Origin of the sequence: Pedococcus sp. NPDC057267, from assembly GCF_042668795.1 — a bacterium.
In the GTDB taxonomy this organism is placed as follows: Bacteria; Actinomycetota; Actinomycetes; order Actinomycetales; family Dermatophilaceae; genus Pedococcus.
The window spans coordinates 1-2,172 of the sequence record NZ_JBHUYG010000181.1 but is presented as its reverse complement, the minus strand read 5'-3'; the positions used below and the strand labels follow the sequence as shown (position 1 = coordinate 2,172).

Genomic DNA, 2,172 nt, shown 5'->3' with positions numbered 1-2,172 from the left:
TGTCGACGACGGTTGAAAACGAAGCCATAACGACGGTCGAAAACGAGGCCACCCAGACAGATTGGATGGGTGATCTCTGTGGAGGATTGGGCTCTGATCCGGCGGCTGGTTGCGGACGGTACTTCGCAGCGGCAGGTTGCGCGGGACCTGGGCATCGGTAGGTCGACTGTCGAGCGGGCGTTGGCTTCGGACCGGGCGCCGAAGTACGAGCGACCGGTGGTGCCGACGTCGTTCACGCCGTTCGAAGCGGCGGTGCGGCAGCTGCTCGCTGCGACGCCGGACATGCCGGCGACGGTGATCGCCGAGCGGGTCGGGTGGACCGGGTCGATCACCTGGTTCCGCGACAACGTCCGCCTGCTGCGGCCTGAGCATCGGCCGGTGGATCCGGCGGACCGGCTGATCTGGCTGCCCGGTGACGCGGCGCAGTGCGACCTGTGGTTTCCACCGAAGAAGATCCCGCTGGAGGACGGGTCGAAGGCACTGCTGCCGGTGCTGGTGATCACCGCGGCCCACTCCCGGTTCATCCTCGGCCGAATGATCCCCACGCGGCACACCGCCGACCTGCTGCTCGGCATGTGGATGTTGCTGCAGGTCCTCGGCCGGGTGCCGCGGCGGCTGATCTGGGACAACGAGTCCGGCATCGGGCGCGGCAAGCGGCATGCTGAGGGCGTCGGTGCGTTCACCGGCACCCTGGCCACGACGTTGCAGCGCCTGAAGCCGTACGACCCTGAGTCGAAGGGGCTGGTCGAACGCCGGAACGGCTACTTCGAGACCTCCTTCATGCCCGGGCGTGACTTCGCGTCCCCGGCTGACTTCAACGCCCAGTTCGGCCAATGGCTGGGCCTGGCGAACCAGCGGATGGTGCGCACAATCAAGGCTCGGCCGGTCGATCTGCTCGACGCCGATCGGGCGGCGATGCTGCCGCTGCCGCCGGTCGCCCCCGCGGTCGGGTGGGTCAACCGGGTCCGGCTGGGACGCGACTACTACGTGCGCGTCGACAGCAATGACTACTCCGTCGACCCGGCGGTGATCGGCCGGTTCGTCGAGGTGCGTGCGGATCTGTCCGGTGTTCAGGTTCGCCACGAAGGAAGGCTCGTCGCAGCCCATGACCGGGTCTGGGCCCGCGGCATGACCACCACCGACCCGCTTCACCTCGCCACCGCCAAGCAGTTGCGGGAGCAGTTCCAGCTGCCTCGCCCGGCGCCCGATCCGCATGACGAGCTGGTGCGGGACCTGGCCGACTACGACCGTGCGTTTGGAATCATCGACGGCGCCCTCGCCGATGGCCAGGTGGTGGCCTGATGGCATCGGCAAAGACCAAGAGCGACGCGACCGAAGCCCTCAAGCAGCTGACCTACCTGGCGTCGGCGTTGAAGGCACCCCGGATCACCGAAGCCGCAGCACGACTGGCCGACCACGCTCGCGACGCCGGCTGGACCCACGAGGAGTACCTCGCCGCCGTCCTGGACCGTGAGGTCGCCGCCCGCAACGCCTCCGGTGCCCAGCTACGGATCCGCGCCGCCGGCTTCGCCGCGAGGAAGACGATCGAGGAGTTCGACTGGGACGCCCAACCAGCGGTCCGTCAGCAGATCGCGTCCCTGGCATCGGGTGGCTTCCTGACCGAGGCCCGCAACGTCGTGCTCCTGGGACCGCCCGGCACCGGCAAGACCCACCTGGCCACCGGCCTCGGGATCGCCGCGGCCCATCACGGACACCGGGTTCTGTTCGCGACCGCGACCGAGTGGGTCACCCGGCTCACCGACGCCCACCGCGCCGGCCGGCTCCCACACGAGCTCACCAAGCTGCGCCGATACGGGCTGATCATCATCGACGAGGTCGGCTACCTGCCCTTCGAACAAGACGCCGCGAACCTGTTCTTCCAGCTGGTCAGCAGCCGCTACGAGCACGCCTCCCTGATCCTCACCTCAAACCTGCCGTTCAGTGGCTGGGGCGGCGTGTTCGGCGACCAGGCCGTCGCTGCCGCGATGATCGACCGCGTCGTCCACCACGCCGACGTCCTCACCCTCAAAGGCGCCAGCTACCGGCTACGCAACCGCGGCATCGACACCCTGCCCAGCATCAGAACCCAAGACCCGGCAGACTAGAAACTCAACGAACCGGTGGCCTCGTTTTCGAGCGTCGCATCGGCCTCATTTTCGAGCGTTGTCGACA

Annotated in this window: 2 protein-coding genes; both read left to right on the top strand. The window is 68.2% G+C overall.

Going from position 1 to position 2,172, the window contains the following annotated elements:
- Nucleotides 1-69 precede the first annotated feature (69 nt).
- Nucleotides 70-1,302, top strand: a complete 1,233-nt coding sequence (gene istA / locus ACFUC1_RS20510) for an IS21 family transposase (RefSeq protein ID WP_379123150.1) — start codon at nucleotides 70-72, stop codon at nucleotides 1,300-1,302.
- Nucleotides 1,302-2,105: an IS21-like element helper ATPase IstB gene (gene istB / locus ACFUC1_RS20505; RefSeq protein ID WP_379123148.1), complete on the top strand. Its 804-nt coding sequence runs from the start codon at nucleotides 1,302-1,304 to the stop codon at nucleotides 2,103-2,105. The genes istA and istB overlap by 1 nt, the downstream gene beginning before the upstream one ends.
- Nucleotides 2,106-2,172: the final 67 nt, after the last annotated feature.